The organism is Azospirillum argentinense, assembly GCF_000632475.1.
GTDB classification, from domain to species: Bacteria; Pseudomonadota; Alphaproteobacteria; order Azospirillales; family Azospirillaceae; genus Azospirillum; species Azospirillum baldaniorum.
Window position 1 is genome coordinate 1,344,456 of record NZ_CP007793.1, and the last position, 25,054, is coordinate 1,369,509.

General features: G+C 66.9%; 27 protein-coding genes and 2 tRNA genes. 16 read left to right on the forward strand and 13 right to left on the reverse strand.

Annotated features, from left to right (window positions below; all coding sequences use genetic code 11):
- Positions 1 to 7 precede the first annotated feature (7 nt).
- From ABAZ39_RS06345 to ABAZ39_RS06355, 3 genes are all read left to right on the forward strand, one after another.
- On the forward strand, positions 8 to 2,104 hold the full coding sequence (locus ABAZ39_RS06345) for a TRAP transporter permease (RefSeq protein ID WP_038527776.1): 2,097 nt from the start codon (positions 8 to 10) through the stop codon (positions 2,102 to 2,104).
- Between the two features lie 24 nt (positions 2,105 to 2,128).
- The gene (locus ABAZ39_RS06350) at positions 2,129 to 2,509 is read left to right on the forward strand and encodes a DUF1850 domain-containing protein (RefSeq protein ID WP_038527778.1); all 381 of its coding nucleotides are present in this window, start codon (positions 2,129 to 2,131) and stop codon (positions 2,507 to 2,509) included.
- Between the two features lie 112 nt (positions 2,510 to 2,621).
- On the forward strand, positions 2,622 to 4,079 hold the full coding sequence (locus tag ABAZ39_RS06355; protein WP_162473407.1) for a sodium:proton antiporter: 1,458 nt from the start codon (positions 2,622 to 2,624) through the stop codon (positions 4,077 to 4,079).
- Between the two features lie 62 nt (positions 4,080 to 4,141).
- On the opposite strand, the gene ABAZ39_RS06360 is transcribed toward ABAZ39_RS06355, so the two are convergent.
- Together ABAZ39_RS06360 and ABAZ39_RS06365 are read right to left on the reverse strand one after the other, a co-directional pair.
- Positions 4,142 to 4,966 (reverse strand): universal stress protein, encoded by an 825-nt coding sequence (locus tag ABAZ39_RS06360; RefSeq protein ID WP_038527780.1) that lies wholly within the window; start codon positions 4,964 to 4,966, stop codon positions 4,142 to 4,144.
- 79 nt (positions 4,967 to 5,045) lie between these two features.
- Positions 5,046 to 5,804, reverse strand: coding sequence for a DUF1194 domain-containing protein (locus ABAZ39_RS06365; protein ID WP_038527782.1), 759 nt, complete (start codon positions 5,802 to 5,804; stop codon positions 5,046 to 5,048).
- Positions 5,805 to 5,931: 127 nt separating this feature from the next.
- Here ABAZ39_RS06365 and ABAZ39_RS06370 point away from each other — a divergent pair, with 127 nt between their 5' ends.
- From ABAZ39_RS06370 to ABAZ39_RS06385, 4 genes are all read left to right on the forward strand, one after another.
- The gene (locus ABAZ39_RS06370) at positions 5,932 to 7,095 is read left to right on the forward strand and encodes an acetoin utilization protein AcuC (protein ID WP_051657837.1); all 1,164 of its coding nucleotides are present in this window, start codon (positions 5,932 to 5,934) and stop codon (positions 7,093 to 7,095) included.
- A gap of 160 nt (positions 7,096 to 7,255) precedes the next feature.
- Positions 7,256 to 7,813 carry a hypothetical protein gene (locus ABAZ39_RS06375; protein ID WP_038527784.1) on the forward strand — a complete coding sequence of 186 codons (558 nt, stop codon included), beginning with the start codon at positions 7,256 to 7,258 and terminating at the stop codon, positions 7,811 to 7,813.
- The gene (locus ABAZ39_RS06380) at positions 7,810 to 8,364 is read left to right on the forward strand and encodes a hypothetical protein (protein WP_014240423.1); all 555 of its coding nucleotides are present in this window, start codon (positions 7,810 to 7,812) and stop codon (positions 8,362 to 8,364) included. The genes ABAZ39_RS06375 and ABAZ39_RS06380 overlap by 4 nt, the downstream gene beginning before the upstream one ends.
- 124 nt (positions 8,365 to 8,488) lie before the next feature.
- Positions 8,489 to 8,929 (forward strand): DUF192 domain-containing protein, encoded by a 441-nt coding sequence (locus ABAZ39_RS06385; protein ID WP_244439287.1) that lies wholly within the window; start codon positions 8,489 to 8,491, stop codon positions 8,927 to 8,929.
- 13 nt (positions 8,930 to 8,942) lie between these two features.
- Here the strand turns inward: ABAZ39_RS06385 and ABAZ39_RS06390 are convergent, their stop codons facing one another.
- Complete coding sequence (locus tag ABAZ39_RS06390) at positions 8,943 to 9,440, reverse strand: hypothetical protein (protein WP_144243465.1); 498 nt, start codon at positions 9,438 to 9,440, stop codon at positions 8,943 to 8,945.
- Positions 9,441 to 9,558: 118 nt separating this feature from the next.
- On the opposite strand from ABAZ39_RS06390, the gene ABAZ39_RS06395 reads away from it, so the two are divergent.
- The 4 genes from ABAZ39_RS06395 to ABAZ39_RS06410 all read left to right on the forward strand — a co-directional run bounded on the left by ABAZ39_RS06395 (position 9,559) and on the right by ABAZ39_RS06410 (position 10,758).
- Positions 9,559 to 9,636 (forward strand) — tRNA-Pro (locus ABAZ39_RS06395).
- Positions 9,637 to 9,685: 49 nt separating this feature from the next.
- Entirely contained in the window at positions 9,686 to 9,982 is a 297-nt protein-coding gene (locus tag ABAZ39_RS06400) for an ETC complex I subunit (RefSeq protein ID WP_014240426.1), read from the forward strand.
- A gap of 10 nt (positions 9,983 to 9,992) precedes the next feature.
- Positions 9,993 to 10,069: transfer RNA gene (locus ABAZ39_RS06405), tRNA-Arg, on the forward strand.
- A 446-nt stretch (positions 10,070 to 10,515) separates the two neighbouring features.
- On the forward strand, positions 10,516 to 10,758 hold the full coding sequence (locus ABAZ39_RS06410; protein ID WP_247881637.1) for a DUF6460 domain-containing protein: 243 nt from the start codon (positions 10,516 to 10,518) through the stop codon (positions 10,756 to 10,758).
- Positions 10,759 to 11,090: 332 nt separating this feature from the next.
- On the opposite strand, the gene hisI is transcribed toward ABAZ39_RS06410, so the two are convergent.
- Together hisI and metC are read right to left on the reverse strand one after the other, a co-directional pair.
- Complete coding sequence (hisI, locus tag ABAZ39_RS06415) at positions 11,091 to 11,525, reverse strand: phosphoribosyl-AMP cyclohydrolase (protein WP_038527789.1); 435 nt, start codon at positions 11,523 to 11,525, stop codon at positions 11,091 to 11,093.
- Between the two features lie 43 nt (positions 11,526 to 11,568).
- A complete protein-coding gene (metC, locus tag ABAZ39_RS06420) occupies positions 11,569 to 12,747 on the reverse strand; it encodes a cystathionine beta-lyase (RefSeq protein WP_038527791.1) in 1,179 nt (392 codons plus the stop codon).
- A gap of 240 nt (positions 12,748 to 12,987) precedes the next feature.
- On the opposite strand from metC, the gene ABAZ39_RS06425 reads away from it, so the two are divergent.
- From ABAZ39_RS06425 to ABAZ39_RS06445, 5 genes are all read left to right on the forward strand, one after another.
- A complete protein-coding gene (locus ABAZ39_RS06425; RefSeq protein ID WP_014240430.1) occupies positions 12,988 to 14,010 on the forward strand; it encodes an amino acid ABC transporter substrate-binding protein in 1,023 nt (340 codons plus the stop codon).
- 199 nt (positions 14,011 to 14,209) lie between these two features.
- Positions 14,210 to 15,409, forward strand: coding sequence for an amino acid ABC transporter permease (locus ABAZ39_RS06430; protein WP_038527793.1), 1,200 nt, complete (start codon positions 14,210 to 14,212; stop codon positions 15,407 to 15,409).
- A gap of 5 nt (positions 15,410 to 15,414) precedes the next feature.
- The gene (locus ABAZ39_RS06435; RefSeq protein WP_038527795.1) at positions 15,415 to 16,533 is read left to right on the forward strand and encodes an amino acid ABC transporter permease; all 1,119 of its coding nucleotides are present in this window, start codon (positions 15,415 to 15,417) and stop codon (positions 16,531 to 16,533) included.
- A 22-nt stretch (positions 16,534 to 16,555) separates the two neighbouring features.
- Complete coding sequence (locus ABAZ39_RS06440; protein ID WP_038530854.1) at positions 16,556 to 17,332, forward strand: amino acid ABC transporter ATP-binding protein; 777 nt, start codon at positions 16,556 to 16,558, stop codon at positions 17,330 to 17,332.
- A gap of 141 nt (positions 17,333 to 17,473) precedes the next feature.
- Positions 17,474 to 18,559: a pyridoxal phosphate-dependent aminotransferase gene (locus tag ABAZ39_RS06445; RefSeq protein WP_038527797.1), complete on the forward strand. Its 1,086-nt coding sequence runs from the start codon at positions 17,474 to 17,476 to the stop codon at positions 18,557 to 18,559.
- On the opposite strand, the gene ABAZ39_RS06450 is transcribed toward ABAZ39_RS06445, so the two are convergent.
- The 8 genes from ABAZ39_RS06450 to ABAZ39_RS06485 form a co-directional block, all read right to left on the reverse strand.
- The gene (locus ABAZ39_RS06450) at positions 18,495 to 19,448 is read right to left on the reverse strand and encodes an EamA family transporter (RefSeq protein WP_038527799.1); all 954 of its coding nucleotides are present in this window, start codon (positions 19,446 to 19,448) and stop codon (positions 18,495 to 18,497) included. The genes ABAZ39_RS06445 and ABAZ39_RS06450 overlap by 65 nt on opposite strands.
- A gap of 52 nt (positions 19,449 to 19,500) precedes the next feature.
- Positions 19,501 to 20,142 (reverse strand): GNAT family N-acetyltransferase, encoded by a 642-nt coding sequence (locus tag ABAZ39_RS06455; protein ID WP_038527801.1) that lies wholly within the window; start codon positions 20,140 to 20,142, stop codon positions 19,501 to 19,503.
- On the reverse strand, positions 20,118 to 20,552 hold the full coding sequence (locus ABAZ39_RS06460) for a GNAT family acetyltransferase (RefSeq protein ID WP_038527803.1): 435 nt from the start codon (positions 20,550 to 20,552) through the stop codon (positions 20,118 to 20,120). The genes ABAZ39_RS06455 and ABAZ39_RS06460 overlap by 25 nt, the downstream gene beginning before the upstream one ends.
- Positions 20,549 to 21,436, reverse strand: a complete 888-nt coding sequence (gene sseA, locus ABAZ39_RS06465) for a 3-mercaptopyruvate sulfurtransferase (protein ID WP_038527805.1) — start codon at positions 21,434 to 21,436, stop codon at positions 20,549 to 20,551. Before sseA ends, ABAZ39_RS06460 begins: the two co-directional genes overlap by 4 nt.
- Positions 21,437 to 21,452: 16 nt before the next feature.
- Positions 21,453 to 22,160, reverse strand: a complete 708-nt coding sequence (locus ABAZ39_RS06470) for an alanyl-tRNA editing protein (RefSeq protein ID WP_038527808.1) — start codon at positions 22,158 to 22,160, stop codon at positions 21,453 to 21,455.
- 16 nt (positions 22,161 to 22,176) lie between these two features.
- Positions 22,177 to 23,181 (reverse strand): cysteine synthase A, encoded by a 1,005-nt coding sequence (locus tag ABAZ39_RS06475; protein ID WP_038527810.1) that lies wholly within the window; start codon positions 23,179 to 23,181, stop codon positions 22,177 to 22,179.
- Positions 23,182 to 23,309: 128 nt separating this feature from the next.
- Positions 23,310 to 23,918: an NUDIX domain-containing protein gene (locus ABAZ39_RS06480; protein WP_038530856.1), complete on the reverse strand. Its 609-nt coding sequence runs from the start codon at positions 23,916 to 23,918 to the stop codon at positions 23,310 to 23,312.
- A gap of 84 nt (positions 23,919 to 24,002) precedes the next feature.
- Positions 24,003 to 25,025 (reverse strand): S1C family serine protease, encoded by a 1,023-nt coding sequence (locus ABAZ39_RS06485; RefSeq protein ID WP_051657839.1) that lies wholly within the window; start codon positions 25,023 to 25,025, stop codon positions 24,003 to 24,005.
- Positions 25,026 to 25,054: the final 29 nt, after the last annotated feature.

Here is a 25,054-nt window from a genome sequence, read left to right on the forward strand (position 1 = left end):
CCGTGCGATGAGCGCATCCCCCCAAGAGGCGGACAACAAAATCCGCCAAGCCATCGACCGTGAGAACCCCTCCACGGTCGTGGCCTTCGAAGGCGTGGCGGGCAAGGCCGTCTTCGCCATCGCCGTCGCCTTCTCGCTGTTCCAGATCTGGACGGCGGCCTTCAACCCGCTGTCCAGCATGGTCGTCCGGTCGGTCCATGTCGGCTTCCTGCTGCTGATGACCTTCACCCTGTTCGGCTTCCGGCAGGAGGCGGAACGGCGCAGCGTTCCCTGGTACGACTGGCTGCTCGGCCTGGGCGCGTTCGCACTGGGCCTCTACCATTACGTTTTCGAGGTCGATCTCATCCAGCGGGCGGGCGATCCGAACACCACGGACCTGATCGTCGGCGCGCTGACCATCGCGCTGGTGTTCGAGGCGGCGCGGCGCATCATGGGGTGGGCGCTGCCGATCATGTGCGGCGTCTTCATCCCCTACGCGCTGTTCGGGCGGCATCTGCCCTTCGGGCTGGCCCACCGCGGTTACGACGTCGATCAGGTGATCGACAACCTGTACCTCTCGACCGAGGGCATCTACGGCACGCCCACCTTCGTGTCGGCGACCTTCATCTTCCTGTTCATCCTGTTCGGTGCCTTCCTGGAGCGCGCCGGCATGATCAAGCTGTTCAACGACGTGTCGCTGGGGCTCGTCGGCCATGCCAAGGGCGGGCCGGCGAAGGTGGCGGTCATTTCCTCCGGCTTCATGGGGACGATCAACGGCTCGGGCGTGGCGAACGTGCTGACCACCGGCCAGTTCACCATCCCCTTGATGATGCGCTTCGGCTACCGCCCGGCCTTCGCCGGGGCGGTGGAGGCGACGGCCAGCATGGGCGGGCAGATCATGCCGCCGGTCATGGGGGCGGCCGCCTTCATCATGGCGGAGACCATCGGCGTCCCCTTCAGCGACATCGCCATCGCCGCGGCGATCCCGGCCATCCTCTATTTCGGCAGCGCCTTCTGGATGGTCCATCTGGAGGCCGGCAAGAACAACCTCGTCGGCCTGCCAAAGGACCAGTGCCCCAGCGTCCTCAGTGCGCTGAAGGAAAGCTGGTACCTGATCCTGCCGCTGGCGGCGCTGGTCTATCTGCTGTTCTCCGGTTTCACGCCGCTGTTCGCCGGAGTGATCGGCATCGCCCTGACCGTCGCGCTGATCCTCGGCACGCGGATCGTCGGATTCATCGGCCCGACGGTCCTGCGCGTCGGCTTCTGGGTCGTCCTCGGCCTGATCGCCGCGGCGCTGTGGCGGATGGGGCTGCGGACGGAGCATCTGGCCTTCGCCATCGTCGGACTGCTGGTCCTGCCCTGTCTGGCGCTGAAGGGCGGGCGGGAGACGCTGGCGCTGCTGGTGCAGAGCCTCGCCGACGGCGCCAAGAACGCCGTGGGCGTGGGGGTGGCCTGCGCGCTGGTGGGCGTGCTGATCGGCATCCTGACGCTGACCGGACTGGCCTCCAGCTTCGCCTCCACCATCATGGATCTGTCGGGCGGCAACCTGCTGATCGCGCTGCTGCTGACCATGCTGGCCTGCATCGTCCTGGGCACCGGCCTGCCGACGACGGCGAACTACATCATCACCGCGGCCATCGCGGCGCCGGCCCTGCTGCAGATGGGCGTGCCGCTGATCGTCTCGCACATGTTCGTCTTCTACTTCGGCATCATGGCCGACCTGACCCCGCCGGTGGCCCTGGCGGCGCTGGCCGCCTCGTCCATCTGCCGGGCCGGGCACATGGAGATCGGCTGGATCGCCACGCGCGTCGCCATGGCGGGCTACGTCGTGCCCTTCATGGCGGTGTACGACCCGGCGCTGATGCTCCAGACCGACGACCCGCTGGCCGTGGCCTACGTCCTGTTCAAGGCGCTGATTTCCATCGGCCTGTGGGGCGCGGCGACCATCGGCTATTTCTGGACGCCGATGAACTGGGCGGAACGGGTGTTCGCGGCGGCGGCGGCTTTCCTGTTCGTCCTGTCCCTGCCCGTGACGGACGAGGCCGGCTTCGTCATGACGGCGGCCTTCCTGCTGTGGCAGCGCCATCGCCTGCGCCGCCTGGGGCGGACCAGCGCCCCGGCATGATGGAGGCGGCATGATGGCGGCGGTATGAGCGTGGCGTTATGCCTGTCGGCGCTTGGTGGGGCGATTCTGGCCGCCCTGCCGGGTCCCGCCTTCACCCTGTCCTGGGCCCATTCGGTGGAAAAGACCGAATGGCGGGAGGACTGGCGCATCGAGGATGGACGTCTCGTCCTGACCGAGGCCCGTGTGAAGGGCACCGGCGCCGGGATGGAGCCGCCCGCCGAGTCCCGCTTGGCCGGCGGCTGGTGGGTCTGGGTGCCGACGGTGCCGCCGCTGGAACGGCTGGTCCTGGCGGCTTCCTCCTTCACCCCGGACCACGAGTTGTGCGCGGGCGGCGCCTGCCGTCCGCTTCACGGCTGGATCGACGGACCGGTGCCAAGCCCTTTGGAAATCAAACCCTGCCTGTAACCCCGCTGTCCACGCACGGCCGCAAAGGGGATTCGGCAGGGCCGTTCCGGCTTGGCTTAAGCCATGGTGGGACGCATACTTGCGCAACTGATATTACAGCCGAATGCGTATGATGACCGACGCCCGACCGAACCGACATCTCACCCGTTCCCTGGCCGCCCTTGCCGGCCTCGCCGCCGCCGGACTGCCGGGGCTGGCCCTGGCGGCGGAGGCGGCCGGCGCCCCGCATCTCGACGGGCGCGACCTGAACGTCTTCTGGGTGATTCCCTTCGTCGGGATTCTGCTGTCCATCGCCCTGATGCCGCTGCTGGCGCCATCCTTCTGGCACCATCATTTCGGCAAAGTCGCCGCGGGATGGGCCATTGCCTTTCTGCTGCCCTTCGCGCTGACCTTCGGGGCGGGGCTCGCCACCTACGAGCTGCTGCACACGCTGCTTCTCGAATATATCCCCTTCATCGTGCTGCTGACCGCCCTGTTCACGGTGGCGGGCGGCGTGCGGATCGCTGGGACGCTGGTGGGGACGCCGCTGGCGAACACGCTGGGGCTGGGGCTGGGCACGCTGCTGGCGAGCCTGATGGGAACCACCGGCGCCTCGATGCTGCTGATCCGCCCGCTGATCCGCGCCAACGAGCACCGGCGACACAAGGTGCACACCGTCGTCTTCTTCATCTTCCTGGTGTCGAACGTCGGCGGTTCCCTGACACCGCTGGGCGATCCGCCGCTGTTCCTGGGCTTCCTGAAGGGGGTCAGCTTCTTCTGGCCGACCATCCATCTGTTCTGGCCGATGGTTCTGGTGTCGGGCTGCCTGCTGGCGATCTACTTCGTGGTGGACCTCTACCTGCACACCAAGGACCCCGGAAAGCACCCGCTGATCGAGGGCGTGCATGAGCGGGAGCCGGTGCGGATCGAGGGAGCGGTCAACCTGCTCCTGCTCGTCGCCATCGTCGGTGCGGTGCTGCTCAGCGGCGTCTGGCATCCGGGGGTGGGGGTGGAGATCTACCACATCCAGGTGCCGCTGGAGACGATCGTCAGCAATCTGCTGCTTATCGGCATCACCGGCCTGTCGCTGAAGCTGACCAGCGCGCACAGCCGCCGCCTGAACGCCTTCACCTGGGGGCCGATCCTGGAGGTGGCGAAGCTGTTCGCCGCGATCTTCCTGACCATCATCCCGGCCATCGCCATTCTGCGGGCGGGCACGGACGGCGCGCTGGGCGCCATCATCGCGGCGGTGAACCAGGACGGCCAGCCGGTCCCCGCGGCCTATTTCTGGGCGGCGGGCATCCTGTCGAGCTTCCTCGACAACGCGCCGACCTACCTGATCTTCTTCAACACCGCGGGCGGCGACGCGCAGGTGCTGATGGGCGATCTGGCGGTGACGCTGGCGGCCATTTCGGCGGGCGCGGTGTTCATGGGGGCCAACACCTACATCGGCAACGCGCCGAACTTCATGGTCAAGGCCATCGCGGAGGAGCGCGGCGTGGCGATGCCGAGCTTCTTCGGCTACATGCTGTGGTCTTGCGGCATCCTGGTGCCGCTGTTCGTTCTGGTGACCTGGGTGTTCTTCCTCTAGCTCCAGGTCCGATCTGCAGGTCCGATCCGCCGGGCGGCCCGTCGCCGCCCGGCGTTTCCCCGTCAATGGGACATCAGCACCGGCACTTCCAGCTTCGCCAGAACTGTCCGGGTGGCGCCGCCCAGCACCATCTCCCGCAGGCGGGAATGGCCGTAGGACCCCATCACCAGCAGGTCGCCGCCCAACTCGCGGCAAGCGCTGACCAAGACGTCGCCGACATCGCCGCCCTGGAAGATGTTGGCCTGATGCTGGCTTCGCACGCCGTGGCGCTCCAGCCAGATCATCAGATCGCGCCCGCTGTCCAACGCATGGCCCGGCGGGTCGATGGTGACCACGGTGACCCTCTCCGCCTCCTTCAGGAAGGGCAGGGCGTTGCGCACGGCGCGTCCGGCCTCCCGCGTGTTCTTCCAGGCTATCACCACGTGACGCCCGATGGCCGCTGCGGACGGCGTGGCGTAGGGCAGGACCAGCGTGGGGCAGGGGCTGGTCAGCGGCAGCCGGTCGGGCACCTGGAGCGCCACCCGGTCGCCGCGCTCGTCGTCGTGGCTCTGCGTCACCACGGCGAGGTCGGCGTAGACGGCGCGGGCGGCCAGCAGCTCCACATGGTCGCCTTCCTCGATCGTCCAGGAGTAGGAGCAGTCCTTCAGCGCCTGCCGAACCTCCTGCTCGATCTGTTCGGCCTTCTCGTGGGCGATGGCCGTGGCCTCCGCGATGTAGGCGTAGGACGCGGCGCGGCCGGTTACCGCGGCGGGCATGGACACCGGCGTGGCGACGAACAGCACCTCGACAAAGGCGGAAAAGCGCCTGGCCAGACCGACAGCGGCCTCCAGCCGCTGGGAATGGCGGTCGTCGTTCGACATGTGCAGCAGGATCGTCTTGATCGGCATGGTCTCGCTCGCAGGTTTCGAACCGGATGACCGGCCCTCCATAGGTAATGTTTGTTGAGCCAATCTGGCAACGATCCGGCTAACGGCTGGCGAGGCCGGTGCGTGCGCCCGAGCCGGGATCTGGGGTGAGGCCGGAGATTTCCAGAAGCAGCTTGCTCAGGATGGCGTCGGCGAAGGCTTCGAAGCTGACCGCGGGCACCAGGAAGGCGCCGGGTCCGCCGATCACATGCTCCTCGTAATAGCCGTCGAGGTTCGTCGGTGCCGCCCCACCCCAGGGATTGGGCCGGTCGTTGAGGATCGGCAGGCCGTTGATGGTGATCCCGGCGGCGACCGCCTCGTCGCGCGCCCATTGCACGGGACGGCCGCGGTTGTTGACACCGTCGCCCGACACGTCGATGACCCGCCGCGTCCCTTCGAATCCGTTGTCGTTGAACAGGCGGGCGCTGAAGTCGATGGCCGCGCTGATCGAGGTCCACTGCGCGCTGAGGGTGGGCGATTCGGCGATGGAGGAGGCGAAGGCTTCGACGCTGCCGTGGTCGCTCAGCAGGGTCCAGGGCACAGTGATGCGCTGGAAGCTGTCGCCGGCCCATTCGACGTAGGTGACGGCGATGCGCCCGAAGGGACCGCCGCGGATCGCCGCTTGTATCTTCGGGTCGGTGAGGGCGGCGACGTAGCCCTCGCGCTGGAGACGGCCTTCCTCGGCGTCAACGCTGCCGGACACGTCCACGGCCAGCACCAGTTCCAGATCGACCGGCGTGTCGGCCAGAGCCGGCGCTCCCGCTCCGCCAGCCACGAGAATCGCAACGGCCACCCCCGCCAGACGCCACGCACCGTCCATGCCGTGCCTCCCCCGCGGATGTTTTCGCCCATACCCCTCAAGAAAAGAGATCGCTGCGCGGCCACGACAAGGGCCCCTGTGCACGAGACGTTGACGGACGGGCGTCGCCGCTCCACCTCTCCACCCCATGCCGACCGATTTTCCGAACGAACTTCAGCCAGCGTTTCCCGCCATCCCGCTGTTTCTCGGCAGCGAGATCTACCGGGGCTCCAGCTACGGCGCGAAGCACCCGCTGGCCATTCCGCGGGTGTCCACCGCCATCGACCTCAGCCGCGCCATGGGCTGGCTGCCCGACGCGGTCTACCGCGACAGCCCGTTTGCGACGCCGGAGGAACTGGGCCGCTTCCACAGCCCGGACTACATCGCCGCCCTCCACCGTGCGGAGGCGGACCAGCGGGTGGATGCCGAAACGGGGGAGCGCTACAACCTCGGCCGGCTGGAAAATCCCGTCTTTCCCGAAATGTACCGCCGCCCCGCCATCAGCACCGGTGCGGCCATCCTGGCCGGGCGTCTGCTGGCAGAGCAGCCGGCCGGCATCGTCTACAGCCCGGCCAGCGGCACCCACCACGCCCGTCCGGGGCGGGCCAGCGGCTTCTGCTACCTCAACGCTCCAGTGCTGGGCATCCTGGCCCTGCTCGATTCCGGGATCGACCGGGTGCTCTACGTGGATCTCGACGCCCACCACGGCGACGGGGTGGAGGATGCCTTTGCCGACAACGACCGCGTGCTGACCCTGTCGGTCCACGAGGACGGGCGCTGGCCCTTCACCGGCAAGGCGGAGGATCGCCCGGGCGCCATGGCCGTCAACCTGCCGGTGCCGCCGGCGTTCAACGACACGGAGATGGATTACCTTCTGGAGACGGTGATCCTGCCGCTGGGGCAAGCGTTCCACCCCCAGGCGCTGGTCATCCAGACCGGAGCCGACGCGCTGGCCGAGGACCCGCTGAGCCGGCTGGAGCTGTCGAACGGCGCGCTGTGGCGGGCGGCGCGCGCTCTGATGGGGTTGGCACCGCGCCTGATGGTGGTTGGGGGCGGGGGCTACAATCCCTGGTCTGTCGGGCGCTGCTGGGCAGGAATCTGGGCGGTGCTGAACGGCATCGACCCGGCGGTGCGGCCGACGCCCGAGGCGGAAGGCGTTCTGCGGTCGCTGTCCTGGTCGCGCGCCGCCGGGCGCAACCCGCCGGAGCATTGGTTCACCACGCTCGCCGACGCGCCACGTCCCGGCCCGCTGCGCGACGAGGTGCGTCGCGTTGCCGCTGCGGCAATCGCGAAGATGGTCCGCACTGGATAATCTTTGGAAAGTTTTTCATTCGCATATGTCACGCAGTTGACGTATTGGGACGAATCGGCCAGCCTGATTCGCGCGACTCGCGCTGTCCGCAGGCCGATCCAACCAGCCACGTCATGCTGGGGACCGGGAGCTGGAGAGAAGGAGAGGGGGCAGGCCGCCGATGTCCAACACCACCTTGCTCCTGCTGACCATCGCCGCAATGATGTTGGCCGCCGTTCCGGTCGCCATGATGCTGAAGCGTTTCCTGCCCGATTTTCTCCATCGATCCGCAGGAATCGGCCAGCTTGAGAACCGCATTTACGTCCTGCATTCGGAAATCCACGAGCTTCAGGACCGGGTGAACGTCAAGGTGCAGCGGCGCAATCAGGTGTCCGCCGAGAAGCACCGCGCGGAAACCGAAAACCGCAAGATGGAGCGGGCGATCGCGGAGATCGCGCTCCAGCCGCCCGTGTTCGTGCATGAGGTGGGCGATCCCAAGGCTGGTCTGTCGAAGTTCCTGGTGAACCTCGCCCAAGAGAAGGCGTCCTCCGGCGGGGACAAGTCCCAGGTCAACCCGATCTGGCGCTGCGCCAACGTGGCGGAGGTCTGGGCGTCCAACGCGGAGGAGGCCAAGCAGCTCGTCGAGGTGGCGTTCCCCTTCAAGATGGGCTTCACCAAGACGTTCCAGAAGACTCAGGGCCGCCCAAACCCCGGCCGGATCAGGGCACCCGCGTCATGATGATCAACTTCCTCATCATCCTGGGGATCATCGCCATCGGGGCGTGGCTGGGCAACGTGCTGCTGGCGGTCGATGCTCAGGTGGCGCAGAGCCGCAGCCGGATGCGCGCCGCCAAGGACTCCACCAGCAAGCTGGAAGCGACGATCCGCCGGCTCCAGCGCGAGGAGGAGAACCTCGTCACGGAGATCGACGAGTGCATGGCCGACACGGTCGAGGCGCGCCGCAAACAGTCGGACATCCAGCGGCGCCTGTCCGAGGCGCAGACCAAGCAGCGGCCCCAGCTCCTGATCCTGACCGACCGGCGCAACCCCAACGACAAGGAGTGGCTGGTGACGGTCGTCAACACACAGATCGGCGAGATCGACGCCCTGCACCCGCTGGCCGTCGAATGGGCGCGCGGGCGCGACTATCTCGTCTGGGCCGAAAGCGACCGGGAGGCCGGGGAGCGCGCCATCCGCCGCTTCAGCGCCCGACCCGGCTATCAGATCAAGCAGGTCAAGCCATTGACCAAGGACATCTACACCACCGCCACCGACCGGACGGCGGCGTAACGCCGTCGAAGAGGCCGCTGGACAGCCGCACATCACGGCGGCATCGTCCAAGCTCTGAACGTCAAGGAATGGGTTGGTCGCGATGATCGGACGGGCTGTGCGTGGCCTTTTGGGCGGGCTTCTGATGGGGGCCGCGATTCTGCTGTCGGCCTTGCCGGCGGCGGCGTTGGAGAGCTTCGCGCGCTCCTCTCTGACCGTCGAGACGGCGGGCGGCGGCAAGTACCGCTTCGACGTGGAATTGGCGGAAACCCCGGCGCAGCAGGCGCAGGGGCTGATGTTCCGTGAGAAGATGGCCGCCGACTCCGGCATGCTGTTCATCTACGACCGCCCGCAGCCGGCCAGCTTCTGGATGAAGAACACGCTGATCCCGCTCGACATGATCTTCATCGGCACGGACGGCCGGATCGTGAACATCCACGCCAACGCCGTCCCGCAATCGCTGGACGCGGTGAACTCCGCCGGTCCGGTGAAGGGCATTCTGGAAATCAACGGCGGCATGAGCGCGCGTCTGGGGATCCGTCCGGGCGACCGGGTGGCGCACGCGGCCTTCGGCACCGCGAAGTGACGGCGCCGCGGCGCTAACGAGCCTCACCGGGCAACCCGAAGGCGGTCAGCACCAGCCGGGCGGCCTCCTCGGGGGGCGTGGTGGCGCCGCTCACCACGATGCAGGCATGGGGGTGCAGCCACGCCCGCAAGACGCGCCGCACCCCGTCGTCGGACGGCGGCTGGTCCTCCAGCACCGCCGCGGGCGTGCCCTGCCGCGCCAGCCGGACGGCGCCGAGGGCGACGAGTCCGGCATCCCCTCCCACCCCGATGAGCCCGGCCGGCCGCCGCTCCGCGACGATCCGCGCGAGAGCGAGGACGGAAGTGCCGGTGTGGCGCTTGGCAAGGTCGATCTGGCCGATGCCGGGGTGCAGCGCCGCCCGCAACGGTCCACCTCCCATGGGGGCCATGACGTCAATCCCATACCCCCACAGCCGCAGGGCATCGGCCAGAGCCACGGCGGCGCGTCCGGCCGGGGTGTCGTCCAGCCCGGACACGAAGACGGCGAGACGGGGCGGGGAAGAGGTGTTCACGGAAGGGGTGGCCGACGCGGTCGAAAGGGGCGGCATCATACGGAAGGTCCACCCTGCGGGATAGATGCGGCAGCGTCTTGCCGTCCGCGCAGGGTTCGTGTATTCCACTGCGCGACGTCGGGGCGTAGCGCAGTCTGGTCAGCGCGCCAGTTTTGGGTACTGGAGGCCCCCGGTTCGAATCCGGGCGCCCCGACCAACGAAATTCGAACGATGCACCACGCACGTATCAGAGGAGATGCCGCGTCATGAAGGTCCGGATCTACCAGCCGAGCAAAGCGGCCACTCAGTCCGGGCGTGCCAAGACGCATCGTTGGTTGCTCGAGTACGAGATCGAAACCCCGCGCCGTCCGGAGCCGCTGATGGGCTGGATCAGCTCCGGCGACACGCTGAACCAGGTGCGCATCGGTTTCGAGACGTCGGAGGAGGCGGTTGCCTTCGCCCAGCGCAAGGGCTGGGACTACACGGTCCAGGATGCGCCGGTGCGCCGCGTCCGTCCGCGCAACTACGCCGACAACTTCCGTATGGACCGTCCGCGATTCTGATCCGGACCGGGGCCCCATAGCTCAGTTGGATAGAGCAATCGCCTTCTAAGCGATAGGTCGCAGGTTCGAATCCTGCTGGGGTCGCCACCTTTCTCCGCAGCACCATTCCTCCATCACCGTTCTGGGCGGTCCGCTGGCCATCGTCAGCGGACCCTCTGTCGATTCCCAAAATGGTCAACACAGTTATCCCCATATCCCTATTGCCGTAGGCAAAGGCAATGCGAAGCCTATGGTTGCGGTATAACGCTGACGATGTGCAGTGTATCCAATGGTTTCGCGTCGCGATGACCACACCCAATTTGAGTGCATAGAGACAAGTTAACGCCACCCCAACAGGCTTGGAGACTCATCCGCAAAGTTATCCACAGAAAATGGGGATAACTCGAAAGCGTCTGCGTGAGGCGGGGCTAAGGCGTTCTCATGCGCCACCGCCGTAACCATCTACCGCAAGGAACGGTCTCCGTGCCGGTGGCGTTTCACGGGGCGCTTGATCAATCCCACGCCGTTCGGCGTCAATACGAGGTGATGTCTTGGTGGGTTGGGTCGTCAGAACGCTTCTGCTGTGCTTCGTGGTCGGGTTGGTTCTGTCCTTCCTGGACATCAATCCGGCCAGCATCCTGACCAACAGCTGGGCCACCATCCAGGACATCGCCCGGCTCGCCGCGGACATGTTCCATTGGGCGCTGCCCTATATTCTGATCGGAGCGGTGATCGTCGTTCCGCTGTCCGTCATCGGAGCGGTCATGCGCTGGTCCCGCACGCGGCACCGCCCGTAACGCAATTCCGATCTCCACCACCCGCAAAAGAAAAAACCGGAGATCTAGTGGATCTCCGGTTAAGTGAATACAGGGAGGGTTAGAGACAAGGACTGTTTAACTGTTCGGACGACCCGCTTCGTTGATCTGTATCAATCTGCGATAATTTTATCGATCCGCTGCAACCGGACCGGCTTTGACTTTGGATAAAAAAATAGCCGAGGGTTCCATTGGAACCCCCGGCATAGGCGAATACAGGGAGGGTTAGAGACAAGAGCTTTCTACCTCTTCCCGCCCCGGGCTACGTTGACATAGATCAAACACTTTTCGCATTGCAGCGAAGGTTTAGCGTCTTACTTATGCGTGTGTCCGTAGAGAACCGAAGGATCGGTCTCAACATCCTGAATAATTTCCAGTTTTCCATCGCGCAGCGCGCGGTAGAAGCAGCTGCGCCGCCCGGTGTGGCAGGCCACGCCGTCCTGCTCCACGATCACCAGCAGGGTGTCGCCGTCGCAATCGACGCGGAAATCCTTCAGCCGCTGCATCTGGCCGGAGGTTTCGCCCTTGCGCCACAACCCCTTGCGGGACCGCGACCAATAGCAGACGCGCCCCGTGCGCAGCGTTTCCAGCACGGCGTCGCGGTTCATCCAGGCCATCATCAGGATCTCGCCGCTTCCTTCCGCCTGGGCGATGGCCGGGACCAGCCCGTCGGCGTTGAAGCTGATGGCGGCGATCACGTCATCGAACGACGGCTCGATGGGTGCCCCGGGCGCGGTGGCGTCCGTCATGATGTTCAATCCTCGTGTGTGTGCGCTCGTTGGGACCCACCCGTTACAGGGCGGCCCTCAGGCGGGCGAAGGCGCCGTCCAGGTCGCGGATGAGATCGTCCGCGTCCTCCAGCCCGGCGTGCAGGCGCAGCATGGTGCCGGGATCGGTCCAGCGGGTCGCCGTGCGGACGGCGGCAGGGCGCGCCGGCAGGATCAGGCTCTCGAACCCGCCCCAGCTGTAGCCCATCCCGAACAGCTCCAGCGAGTTCAGCATGGCCGACAGAGCAGGCTTCGGCACGGCGTTCATGACGATGGAGAACAGGCCGGAGGAGCGCCCGATGTCGCGCTTCCACAGTTCATGGCCCGGGCAGTCCGGGAGGGCCGGATGCAGGACGCGCGTGACCTCGGGTTGCTTCGACAGCCACTCGGCCAGGGCGAGCGCGCTTGCCTCATGCTGCTTCAGACGGACGGCCAGGGTGCGCAGGCCGCGCAGCCCCAGATAGATGTCGTCCGGGCCGGCGCAGGTGCCCGTCCGCGTGGCGGCCTTTTTCACGGCCAGCCATTGCGCCTCGTTGGCGCAGGAGATCACGCCCAGCATCGCGTCGGCGTGGCCGACGATGTATTTGGTGGCTGAGTGGATCGACACGTCCACCCCATGCTGCAATGGCTGGAAGAAGAGGGGGGTGGCCCAGGTGTTGTCGATCATCACTGTGGCGCCCACCGTCTTGGCCGCGGCGGCGATGGCCGGGACGTCCTGCACCTCGAAGGTCAGGGAACCCGGCGATTCGAGGAACACCACGCTGGTGTTCGGCTTCAGCAACCCGGTGATGCCGGCGCCGATGGTGGGATCGAAATACTCGACCTCCACGCCGTAGGGGACCAGCGTGTCGTTGGCGAATCGGCGGGTCGGACCGTAGGCGCTGTCGGTGATCAGGACATGGTCGCCCGTCTTGGTGAAGGCGAAGAGCGCCGTTGCGATGGCGTTCAGGCCCGAGCCGGTGTTGACCGCGCGATAGGCGCCCTCAAGCTCCGCGATGGCCTGCTCAAAGGCCAGCGTGGTCGGAGTCCCGATGCGCCCATAGTTGATGCGGTCGAAAGGAGCTTGGTCGCCTGCTTCCAGATCCTCCAGCGTCGGGAACAGCACCGTCGAGCAGTGGTAGACCGGCGGATTCACGATTCCGTGATTCTCGCGCGGGCTGCGCCCGGCATGTCCGAGGACCGTATCTTTTCGTGCGTCTTTCATGGGTCTTCCCGCAACAACAGTGATGGCGGTCGTATCCCGACATTCCAGGATGGACCCGGCCGCCAAAGATTCTTTTCCCTAAGCCTCTGTAAGGGATAACCAAGCCAAATGCACGGCTTAAGGATGATTCGACAAGCCGGATGCTGTTGGTGCACTCTTGTCACACGCGCGTGTCCGCCATGCGGAGCGCGCAATGCATGAACCTAAGCGTAAAAACGCAAGAACAGGGTGGAGCTTAATATGAAATCGGGAATCCTCGCCGCTGCTGCCGCGGCCGTGGTGTTCGGCGCCGTCACCGGTGCCCAGGCCGGTCCGACGCTGGACGCCGTCAAGGGCCGCGGCTTCGTTCAGTGCGGCGTGAACGCCGGCCTTCCGGGCTTCGGCAACCCCGACAGCTCGGGCAACTGGACCGGTCTCGATGTCGATTACTGCCGCGCGGTCGCGGTTGCGCTGTTCAACGACCCCAACAAGGTCAAGTTTACCCCGCTGTCGGCCCAGCAACGCTTCCCCGCCATCCAGTCGGGCGAGGTCGATCTGCTGTCGCGCAACACCACCGTCACGCTGACCCGCGACACCTCGGTCGGCCTGAACTTCGCCCCGGTCACCTATTATGACGGCCAGGGCTTCATGGTGAACAAGAAGCTCGGCGTGAAGAGCGCCAAGGAGCTGAACGGCGCCACCGTCTGTGTCCAGGCCGGCACCACGACCGAACTGAACCTGGCGGACTACTTCCGCACCAACAACATGTCTTACAACCCGGTCGTCATCGAGTCGAACGACGAGGTGAACGCCGCCTACTTCGCCGGCCGCTGCGACGTGCTGACGACCGACGCCTCCGGCCTGGCCGGCACCCGCGCCGGCGTGGCCCCGGTTCCGGACGACCACATCATCCTCCCGGAGATCATCTCCAAAGAGCCGCTGGCCCCCGCCGTCCGCCATGGTGACGACCAGTGGTTCGATGTGGTGAAGTGGACCGTCTACGCCACGATCCAGGCCGAAGAGATGGGCATCACGTCCAAGAACGTCGACGAGTTCGTGAACAGCAAGAACCCGGAGATCCAGCGCATCCTCGGCACCTCGCCGGGCATGGGCAAGGCGCTGGGCCTGGACGAGAAGTGGGCCTACAACATCATCAAGACCATGGGCAACTACGGTGAGATCTTCGAGCGCAACGTCGGCACGAAGACCCCGCTGAAGCTGGAGCGCGGTCTGAACGCGCTGTGGACCAACGGCGGTCTGCAGTACGCGATGCCGATCCGCTGAGGACGGAAAGGGGGACCGCGGACCACAGGGAGGCCCGCGGTCCTTCCTTTTTTGACGACGGGCAGGGCGGTTGCAGGGCGACAAGAATCAAGGCCCGTGCCGCAGGCCCGTTTGGGAGACGATATACGTGGCGCAAGTTGCGGCGGACGTTCGGGAGGCGGCCGACGCCCTTATGCCATGCTGGTGAGGGGAGAGAACCGTGGCCAGCGAGACCCGGGACACCGCGCGCCCAAGCGCGCCTGGCGGTGTTTCATTTTCCCTCAGCGACCCGACGGTCCGTGCCGTGTTCTACCAGGTTCTGGTGGTCGGCATCGTCATCGCGGTCGGCTGGTTCCTTATCCACAACACGCTCGACAACCTGTCGAAGCGGTCCATCGCGACGGGATTCGGATTCCTGGACCGTGAGGCCTCCTTCGGCATCGGTGAGAGCCTGATCGACTACCATCCGAGGGACAGCTACGGCCGGGCCTTCCTGGTCGGCGTGCTGAACACGCTGAAGGTGTCGATCATCGGCGTCGTGCTGGCGACCGTGCTGGGCACGCTGATCGGCGTCGCCCGCCTGTCGAGCAATTGGCTGATCGCCAAGCTGGCCTCCACCTATGTGGAGATCGTCCGCAACATCCCGCCGCTGCTCCAGCTCTTCTTCTGGTACGCGCTGGTCTCGGAAAGCATGCCGCCGGTGCGGCAGGCGCTGAACCCGATTCCCGGCGTGTTCCTGTCGCAGCGCGGCCTGTTCGTGCCGGTGCCCTCCGCCGACCCGGTGTGGGGCACGATGGGCTTCGCGCTCGCCATCGCGGTGATCGCCGTGATCTTTCTGCGGCGCTGGGCCAAGGCCCGGCAGGAGCGGACGGGGCAACCCTTCCCGATCGGAACGGCCAGCCTGGGTCTGCTGATCGGCCTGCCGCTGATCGCCTACATCGCCGGTGGCGCGCCGACGGCGCTGGACGTACCGAAGCTGCAGGGCTTCAACTTCGTCGGCGGCGTGGTCCTTACTCCGGAGTTCTTCGCGATCCTGGTCGGTCTGGTCGTCTACACCGCGGCCTTCATCGCCGAGGTGGTGCGCAGCGGCATCCTGGCGGTCAACTGGGGCCAGACGGAAGCCGCAAGGGCGCTCGGCATCGACAGCGGCAAGACGCTCCGGCTCGTCGTCCTGCCGCAGGCCCTGCGGGTGATCGTGCCGCCGCTGACCAGCCAGTATCTGAACCTGACCAAGAACAGCTCCCTGGCGCTCGCCATCGGCTACCCGGATCTGGTGTCGATCGCCAACACGACGCTGAACCAGACCGGTCAGGCGATCGAGGGCGTGGCGATGATCATGGGCACCTATCTGGTCATCAGCCTGGGCATCTCGATCTTCATGAACTGGTACAACAAGCGCATCGCGCTGGTGGAGCGCTGACGGCCATGACAGACAACGTCCATACCGGCAACGTCCCCACCGGAAGCATCCCCGACGAGCGTCCGCCGTCCAACACCGTCGGCCCCGTGGCGTGGCTGCGCAACAACCTGTTCAACACCTGGTACAACGCGCTCCTGACCATCCTGATCGCCTGGCTGCTGTTCAAGGCGATCCCGCCGCTTCTCGACTGGCTGATCTTCAGCGCCAACAGCTTCGGCACGCCGCCCCAGGTGTGCCGGCAGGAGGGCGGCGCCTGCTGGACCTTCGTCAGCGAGAAGCTGCGCTTCGTCATGTTCGGCACCTTCCCGTACGACGAGCAGTGGCGGCCGCTGATCACCATCGTGATCATCATCGCGCTGGTGCTGGCGAGCTGCGACCGCCGCTTCTGGAAGCCCTGGCTGGCCCTCGTCTGGATCGCCGGCCTGACCGCGGTGGGCGTGCTGATGTGGGGCGGCGTGCTCGGCCTGACCTACGTCGAGAACACGCTGTGGGGCGGCCTCCCGCTGACCCTGATGCTCTCGGTGGTTGGCCTGTCCGTGGCCTTCCCGGCGTCCGTCCTGCTGGCGCTCGGCCGGCGGTCGCAGCTTCCGGCCATCCGCGTGATCTCGGTGACCTACATCGAGCTGATCCGCGGCGTGCCGCTGATCAGCCTGCTGTTCATGGCGTCGGTGATGTTCCCGCTGTTCCTGCCGACCGGTGTAAACTTCGACAAGCTGCTGCGCGCCCAGATCGCCTTCATCATGTTCGCCGCCGCCTACATGGCGGAAGCGATCCGCGGCGGTCTCCAGGCCATTCCGAAGGGCCAGTACGAGGCGGCGGACGCGCTCGGCCTGAACTACTGGCAGGCAATGGGCAAGATCATCCTGCCGCAGGCGCTCGCCATCTCCATCCCGCCGCTGGTGAACACCTTCATCAGCTTCTTCAAGGACACGTCGCTGGTCATCATCATCGGCCTCTACGACCTGCTGGGAACCGCCAAGGCGGCGCTCTCCGATCCGGCCTGGCGCGGCTTCTACCGCGAGGCCTACCTGTTCATCGGCGTGATCTACTGGGTGTTCTGCTACTCGATGTCCAAATACAGCCAAAAGCTCGAACGCGACCTGCGTCGCGGTCACCGTCGCTGAGGGAAGGGGAAAAGAGATGACCATGGCCCAAACCGCCGGCGCCGCGCGCAGCTTCCCGAAAGGGGAGGCGATCATCCAGTGCCAGGGCGTGCACAAGTGGTACGGCGAGTTTCACGTCCTGAAGAACATCGACCTGTCGGTCGCCAAGGGGGAGCGGATCGTGATCTGCGGCCCCTCGGGTTCCGGCAAGTCGACCATGATCCGCTGCCTGAACCGGCTTGAGGAACACCAGAAGGGCTCCATCGTCGTCGACGGCATCGAGCTGACCGGCAACCTGAAGAACATCGAGCTGGTCCGCCGCGAAGTCGGCATGGTGTTCCAGCACTTCAACCTGTTCCCGCACCTGACCGTGCTGGAGAACTGCACGCTCGCCCCCATCTGGGTCCGCAAGAAGCCGAAGGCCGAGGCGGAAGAGATGGCGATGCGCTACCTGAAGCGGGTGCGCATCGCCGAGCAGGCGCACAAGTACCCCGGCCAGCTTTCCGGCGGGCAGCAGCAGCGCGTGGCGATCGCCCGCTCGCTGTGCATGAGCCCGAAGGTCATGCTGTTCGACGAGCCGACCTCCGCGCTGGACCCCGAGATGGTCAAGGAGGTTCTGGACGTCATGATCGGTCTGGCCGAGGACGGCATGACCATGCTCTGCGTCACGCACGAGATGGGCTTCGCCAAGTCGGTCGCCGACCGCGTGATCTTCATGGACCGCGGCGAGATCGTTGAGCAGAACACGCCCAACGAGTTCTTCAACCACCCGCAGTCGGACCGGACGAAGCTGTTCCTCAGCCAGATCCTGAACCACTGATGCTCATAACCGCGCCGGAACGGCTTGTTCCGGCGCGGTAAACCAGCGCAACCCGCAAGGAACGCTGGCGGGTTGCCCCGGTTTCGGGTTGAATGCAGTCCGTTCGTGCTGTCTGCCGCTATGCACAACGGAGCCTGCCTGATGGAGCTGCTGAGTCCCCGTCCTGGAATTGGCCAGATCAAGCCCTACCGTCCCGCCCGACCACCGGAGGACGGCGCCGCCTGGGTCGATCTGTCGCTGACGGTCAATCCGCTGGGACCCGGCAAGAAGGCGCTCACCGCCTACCGCCACATGGCGGCGCAAATCCACCGCTATCCCGACTGGTCGCAGGATCGCCTGCGCCACGCCATCGCCCGGCGCTACGATCTGGACGCCGGCCACATCACCTGCGCCAACGGCTCCGACGAGATGATCCACCTCGTGACCCAGGCCTTCGCCGGGCCGGGAGACGAGGTGCTGTGCCACGAGCACGGCTATCGCGGCTTCATGAAGGCGATCCGCGCCGCCGGGGCGACGCCGGTGATCGCCGCGGAACGCGATCTGGTCGTCGATGTCGAGGCGATGATCGACCGGGCGAACGAGAAGACCAAGCTCTGCTTCCTCGCCAACCCGAACAACCCCACCGGCACCTACATACCGTCGGAGCTGGTCCTGCGGCTGCGCGCCAGCCTGCCGTCGCACACGCTGCTGGTGCTCGATTCGGCCTACGCCGACTATTGCCGCCGCGACAACTACAGCGATGGAACGGCGATCGTCGAGAATTCCGACAACGTGCTGATGGTGCGCACCTTCTCCAAGCTGCACGGGCTGGCCGGGCTGCGCGTCGGCTGGGCCTACGGTCCGGCGGGGGTGATCGAGGCAGTCAACCAGACGCGCGGCCCCTTCAACGTCGGGATCGCCGCCCAGGCCGCGGCGGAGGCCGCCGTCGGCGACACCGAGCATGAGGAGGCGACCTTCGCCCACAACAGCGCGTGGCTGCCCTGGCTGAGCCACGAGCTGGAGCAGCTCGGCGTGCGCGTCTATCCCAGCGTCTGCAACTTCATCCTGGCGCGCATCCCGACCGACCCGTCGCTCGGCGTCCAGGCGGTGCTCGACCATCTGGCGCGCCGCGGCATTCTGGTGAAGCCCACCCAGGATTACGGGCTGGCCGACTGCCTGCGCATCACGGTCGGGCGGGAGGACGAAAACCGGGCTCTGGTCGCGGCTCTGGGAGAGATTCTGAGCTGATATCCGGCTCCAAATCGGGAACCGGTTCGGGGATAGGGTCGGGATGCCGGGCGTGCTCGCGGGCGAAGATGAACAGCCCGGAGCCGACGACGATCACGATGCCGACCAACGACAGCAGGTCCGGCCACTCGTCGAAGAAGATCGCCCCGATGGCCAGCGCCCATAGGATCTGGCTGTACTGGGCCGCCCCCACCCGGTCGGCCGGGGCGAAGGCGGCGGCCAGGGTGAACAAAGCCTGGGCGGCGAAGGTCGTGGTGGCGAAACCCACCGTCAGAATCCACTGCTCGCGCGTCGGCCACTCGAAACCGGGGATCATCAGCAGGCCAGACGCGACGGCAGTCGACAGGAACACGGTTCCGATCAGGGTGAAGCGTTTTTCCGTATGCCCGATCATCTGCCCGGTGATGACCACGACGGCCGAGCTGAAGGCGCAGCCCAGCGCCGCGAAATGGCCGGGCAGCAGTTCGCGGAAGCCGGGGCGGGCGACGATCAGCACGCCGATGAAGGCCGCTCCGATGGCCAGCCGCCGGCGCCAGCGCACCGGCTCCTTCAGCATGACGATCGACAGCAGCGTCACCAGGCTGGGCATCAGGAAGATCATCGCAAAGGCTTCCGCAAAGGGAAGGCTTCGGAACGACATGACGCTGAGCGGGGTCGAGGCCGCCACGAAGACCAGCCGCACCGTCATCAGCCAGGGCCGGTTCCAGCGCAGCAGGTCGCCGACCCGGTCGCCCTTGGTCATGAAGACCGGGGAGAGCAGCAACGGCAGGATGTAGGCGAAGAAAGTGACCTCGAAGGGGTCCAGCCCATGCCCGATCGCCTTCACCAGCGCATCGCCCCAGGCGAAGAAGGCAAAGGCCAGGAACGCGAACAGAATGCCTTTCGTCATGGCGTCGGTGTCCTGGCGTTCGGAACGGCGGAGAGCGGGCCGGGGCGGCCCGTCACTCGTTGATCGGAATGTGCGGGGCCGAGGTCCGCGGCAGCCAGCCGAGGAGGCGCGGATCACGGATCTCGCGGGTCACATGCCGGATGGGCACGAACCCCATCGACTGGTAGAGCGGCAGCGCCTTCGGGTGGTCGAAGGTGCAGGTGTTGACGAGAAGCCGCTTCGTCCCGCCCTGCCAGGCCAGCCGGATCGCCGTGTCAAGCAGCCAGGGGCCGAGCTTCAGGCCAATGAAATCGGGGATCAGCCCGAAATAGGCCAGATCGGTGTCGTCCTCCCGCCGGTCGATCTCGGCGTAGCCGGCCGGCGTACCGTTCACGTAGAGGACCCAGATTTCGACCCGCGGATCGGTGACGACGCGCCCCAACTCCGGCATCGGCATGCGCCGCCGCTCGTGCCACAGCCAGGGCTCGCCCACCGTGTCGTAGAGATAGCGGTAATAGGAGGCGGTCGGCGGGTTGGCCCGCACCAGCGCCACGTCACCCGCCGGGCGGGGCAGGGGCGCGTGGGCCGGTGGGGCCTTCATCTCCAGATAGGTGACGATGACGGACAGGCAGCCGGGCGGCACCGGCGCCACGATCCGGGACTGCGACAGGGACGTCCGGGGAGGCGGCGTCAGGGAGAATCGGTCTTCAGCCATTTCTGCATCACGGTAACGGGACCGGTGGCATAGCCCAGCCGCTCATAGAACGCCACCACGGCGTGGTTCGTCGCGCGCACCATGAGTTGCGCCTTGGGAATGCCTGCCTCCACCAGCCAGCCTTCCGCCGCCCGGACCATCGCCCGGCCGTGCCCGTGTCCGCGGCAGGCGGGATCGACCGCCAAGTAGTAGAACCAGCCGCGGTGCCCGTCATGACCGACCATGACGGACGCCACGGTACGGTCCCCGTCGCGGCCGATCAGGATCGTGGCGTTCGGCTTCGACACGGCGAGCGCGATGTCGGTGACCGGGTCGTTCCACGGCACCACGAGGTTGCAGGCGGTCCACAGCGCCACCACGTCGTCGCGGTCCGCCGCCTCGTAGTGGCGGATGCTCAGCGCTTCGGTCACTGATTCACCGGTCCGGTTTCCAGAGGCAGATCGGGGCGCAGGCCCCATTCCGCCCAGGACCCGTCATAGACGGCCACATCCTCCTTGCCGGCCGCGGCCAGCCCGAGCGCGAGCACGCAGGCGGTCACGCCGCTGCCGCAGGAGGCGACGATGGGACGCTCCAGATCGAGGCCGGCGCCCTTCGCCCGCTCCGCGATGGCTTCCGGCGGCAGCAGGGTCTTGCTCTCCGCGTCGACCAGCTCGTTGAAGGGCAGGTTGAGGCTGCCGGGGATGCGCCCGCTGCGGCGGCCCGGCCAGGGTTCGGTGACGGCGCCCTCGTAGCGGTTCGCGGCCCGGGCGTCCACCACCTGATCGACCCGCGAGTCGATGTTGGCGAGAACCTCGTCGGCCCGGCGCAGAAGGCCGGGTCGCAGCGCCGCCGTGAACGCCGCCGGGGTCGGGGCGGCCGGACCGGATTCCAGAGGCCGGCCTTCGGCGATCCATTTCGGCAGGCCGCCATCCAGCACGGCCACGCGGCCATGCCCAAACAGGCGGAACATCCACCAGACGCGCGCGGCGGCGGTGGCCATGCCGGCGCTGTCATAGACGATCACCGTGTCGCCGCTGCCGACTCCGAGCGCCCCGACCTTGGCCGCGAAGGTCGCCTCGTCCGGCACCATGTGCGGCAGGGGGTGGGTGTCCGGCTGCGCCACATCGTCGATGTCGATGCGCACGGCGCCGGGGACGTGCCGCTCCAGGAACTCGGCACCCGGGTCGCGGTCGGAGCCGGGCATGAACCAGGAGGCGTCGAGGACGCGCAGGCCCGGCTGGCCCAGCCGTTCGGCCAGCCAGCCCGTCGGGACGATCGGGCCGGGGAGGGTGAGTGTGGTGTGCGAATCGGTCATACGATGTCCTCCCCGTTCAGTCCCGCAGCGCGACGATCACGCGCCGGTTCTGCTTGCCCTTGTTCTCGATCTTCACGACGTCGAGCCCGCCGATCTCGCCCAGCCGCTTCACATGGGTACCGCCGCAGGGCTGGCGGTCAACCCCGGCGATGTCCACCAGCCGGACGCGGCCGTGGCCGCGCGGCGGCTTGACCGTCAGGGTGCGGATCAGCTCGGGGTTGGCGTCCAGCTCCTCGTCGGTGATCCACAGCGAGCCGACCGGCGTGTCCGCAGCGACCAACCGATTCAGGGCCGCCGCGATGGCTTCCTTGTCGAGCCCCTCGGTCGGCACGTTGAAGTCGACCCGGCTGCGCTCCGCCCCGACCTGGGCGCCGGTGATCGAGGCGCCGGGCAGGACCGCGCAGACGAGGTGCAGCGCCGTGTGCATCCGCATGTGGCGGTGCCGGCGGTCCCAGTCGATCTCGGCTTCCACCGGGGTGCTGGGGGCGGGCAGGGCCGCACCAGGCTCGGGCACATGAAGGACGTCGTCCGGCCCGTCGCCCTTCACCGTGTCGACGATGCGCAGCGTGGCACCGGCGACGCGCAGCAGCCCGGTGTCGCCGGGCTGGCCGCCGCCGTTGGGGTAGAAGACCGTCCGGTCCAAACGGATGCCCCGCTCGTCCGCGGATGTCACGGTGGCGGTGCAGGAGGTGGCGTAGGCGTCCTCGCGGAAGATCAGCTCCATGGGACCTCAGGTGCGTTTACGAATCCAGCCAATCAGGCACGGGCAGATTCTTCTCACGCAGGAACTCCGGATTGAAGAGCTTCGATTGGTAGCGCTGCCCTCCGTCGCAGAGAATCGTCACGACGGTGTGACCCGGCCCCATCTCCTTGGCGATGCGGATGGCCGCCGCGACGTTGATGCCCGACGAGCCGCCCAGAACCAGACCCTGCGACTTGATCAGGTCGAAGATGACCGGCAGGGCTTCCTCGTCGGTAATCTGCAGCGCCTGATCGACCGGAGCGCCCTCCAGGTTTGCGGTGATGCGGCCCTGGCCGATGCCTTCGGTGATGGAGCTGCCTTCGGCCTTCAGCGTCCCATGGGCGTAGTGATGGTAGAGGGAGGCGCCCATCGGGTCGGCCAGAACGATGCGGACGTCCGGGTTGCGCTCCTTCAGAGCCAGCCCGACGCCGGCCAGCGTGCCGCCGCTGCCCACCGCGCAGGTGAAGGCGTCGATCCGCCCCTCGGTCTGGGTCCAGATTTCCGGACCGGTGGTCAGGCGGTGGCCCTCGCGGTTCGCCACATTGTCGAACTGGTTGGCCCAGACGGCGCCGTTCGGCTCGGTCATCGCCAGTTCCTCGGCCAGCCGGCCCGAATAGCGGACATAGTTGTCGGGGTTGGAGTAGGGCACCGCCGGCACCAGACGAAGGTCGGCGCCGATCAGGCGCAGCATGTCCTTCTTCTCCTGGCTCTGCGTCTCCGGCATCACGATGACCGTGCGGTAGCCGAGCGCGTTGCCGACCAACGCCAGCCCGATGCCGGTGTTGCCCGCCGTGCCTTCGACGATGGTGCCGCCGGGGCGCAGCAGGCCCCGGCGTTCGGCGTCGCGGACGATGGCCAGGGCCGCGCGGTCCTTCACCGAGCCGCCGGGGTTGAGGAACTCCGCCTTGCCCAGGATCTCGCATCCCGTGGCCTTCGACGGCCCTTCCAGCCGAATCAGCGGCGTGTTGCCGATGGAGCCGATGAAGCCGGTGCGGATGTCCACGAACTGTCTCCCGAATCGAATGATGAACCGGGCAACACTATCGGATTGCGCACCAGGGAATTCAAGGTCGGCTTGTGAAATGCAGCATTGAACGAGATCGAATCGTTCTTTCTGTTTCTCAACGTCCTCTATTTCCCACGCCACTGACTGCGCAACCGGTCGCGGTTCCGCGCGAACCAGCCCAGCGCGATGATGGCGATGGAATTGTTCAGCCGGTTCTCGTCGAGCAGACAAATCGCCTCGTCGGCCGGCACGACCATGATGCGGATGTCCTCATGCTCTTCCGCCAGCCCGCCCGTTTCCGCGAGTCCCCGGCTGTCCACGCTGCCACAGAAGACGGTGACATGCTCGTCGAAGGCGCCGGGGCTGGGATAATAGTCGCAGATGATCTCAATATCCCGAACGGTGCAGCCAGCCTCTTCCGTGGCCTCGCGCCGTGCGACCTCCTCCGGTGTCTCGCCTTCGTCCAACAGGCCGGCGACGATCTCCGTCAGCCACGCCTGCCCACCGGTGGAGGCGGCGCCGACCCGGAACTGCTCGATCAGAACGACGCTGTCGCGGTCCGGATCGTAGAGCAGGATGCCGACGGCCTGACCGCGCACGCAGACCTCGCGCGGCGGCAGGACACCGGTCCAGGAGCCGTCGAACTTCCTGTGGCGCAGGCGATAGACGTCGACCTTCAGATAGCCGTTGTAGGCTCTCTTCTTTTCTTGGATCTCGATGTCCGGGTGATCCACGGGCGGGGACTCCTTGGCTTGGGCGAGCACGGTCCAAGGATGTAGCGCATCCGCCGGTCCGGGGCGAGGCGGCCAAAGGGTCTCTCAGAAGGTCGGGTTCAGCTTCAGCGTGCTGTAGCGGTCGGCGGAGGGGACGGCGACCGGCTCCAGCTTGGGACCGCGCAGGAGTTCCAGCGGCACGGTGACGCCGGCCGGCCCGAGACCCCAGACCTTGCGGTAGAAATCCGCCAGCCCCTTCGGCCGCTGGCCGGCGACCCCGACGATCATGTCGCCCGGCTGGATTCCCACGGTCGCAGCCGGGCTTTGCGGGGTGACCCGTTCGACCATCAGGCGGCCCTGTTCCTCGCGCAGCGTGACGCCCAGCCAGGGGCGCGCCGGCTCCTGCCGCCGTCCGAAGGCCAGGAGATCGGCCAGGATCGGCTTTAGCGCGGAGACCGGAACGAACATGTTGCCAGGGATGCCGCCATGGGCCGGCACTGCGTCGCGCACGATCAGCGAGCCGATCCCGACCAGTTCGCCCTTGCGATCGATCAGGGCGGCGCCGTTGAATCCCATGATCGGCGGGGTGGTGAAGATCGCCTCGTCCAGCAGATACTCCCAATAGCCGGCGAACTCGCGTTTCGCGGCGATCAGCACCGGTTGCACCCCGGTGGATCCCTGGCGGGTGAGCACCATGGCGCGCTCCCCTTCCTTGATCGCGTCGGAGTCACCGAGCCGGACGGGCGCGGCGCTGAAGCCCATGCCGGCGCGCAGCAGCCCGAATCCGCTGGCCTGATCGTAGGCCACGAACTCCGCGGGATAGCCGCGCCCCTCGCCGGTGGTGACCTGGAGTTGCGACGCCTCCAGGATCGTGTAGCCGATGGTGAGGATCAGCCCGGACCCGTCGATGACGACGCCGGTCCCCTCGCGCTCCGTGCCGAGCGAGCGAGCGCTCTGGCTGTCGGGAAGAATGGTGGCGGAGATGCGGACGAGGGCACCCGACAGCTTCGCCGCGTCGAGCTGGTCCGCCCGTGCCGCGGTGACCGGGACAATCACTGAAAGGAAGGCTGCAAGGCAGGTCGCAAAACAGGTCATCGTCCAGGGGATGCGGCGCCAGCGACCCGTCATGCTTCCCTCCCTTGCCGGAGTCGAGTCGG